The sequence below is a fragment of the Oleiphilus sp. HI0132 genome (genome assembly GCF_001635845.1).
The window spans coordinates 1-588 of the sequence record NZ_LWGJ01000764.1 but is presented as its reverse complement, the minus strand read 5'-3'; the positions used below and the strand labels follow the sequence as shown (position 1 = coordinate 588).

At 41.5% G+C, this 588-nt stretch carries 1 protein-coding gene; it reads left to right on the top strand.

The window, feature by feature from the left end; all coding sequences use genetic code 11:
- A partial coding sequence (locus A3766_RS30805) for a hypothetical protein (protein WP_369808615.1) occupies window positions 1–588 on the top strand: 588 nt, incomplete at both ends.

Here is a 588-nt window from a genome sequence, read left to right as displayed (position 1 = left end):
CAAACCCTAATAACATAGATACTGATGGTGATTTGATTTGTGATATTTTTGAAGATATTTACGATCAAGATGGTGAGTATCTTCAAACAGACCCTGCACTTAGCGATACTGATTCTGACGAATTAAGTGACGCATTTGAGCTTGGCTTGTCAGGCGATCCTGTATCATGTTCCGAGCTTCCTAATCTAAACCCGGTTTCAGACCCAAGGTTGTCAGACAGTGACGGTGATGGGCTTTCTGACGTTTTAGAGGTCACTTATGTCTATGACAGTTATTCAGACGATTTTCGTTTACGTAAGCCTGACGTAAACCTAACAATAGATCCGTTATTGTTAGATACAGATGGTGACTTGTTGTGTGATTTCATAGAACTTGGAGTCAGTAATCCTGCTGAAAGTGATACTGACTTCGATGGCCTGAATGATGCTACTGAACTAGGTCTTGAGTTAAGCGAAGTTCTCTGTACTCCCATTTCAATAGCAGATCAGTTAACTAGTCCTGTACTCAGCGATAGTGATAACGACGGTCTAAGCGATGGGCAGGAGATTTTGATTACGGGAACAGATCCTCTTGATACTGACTCAGATG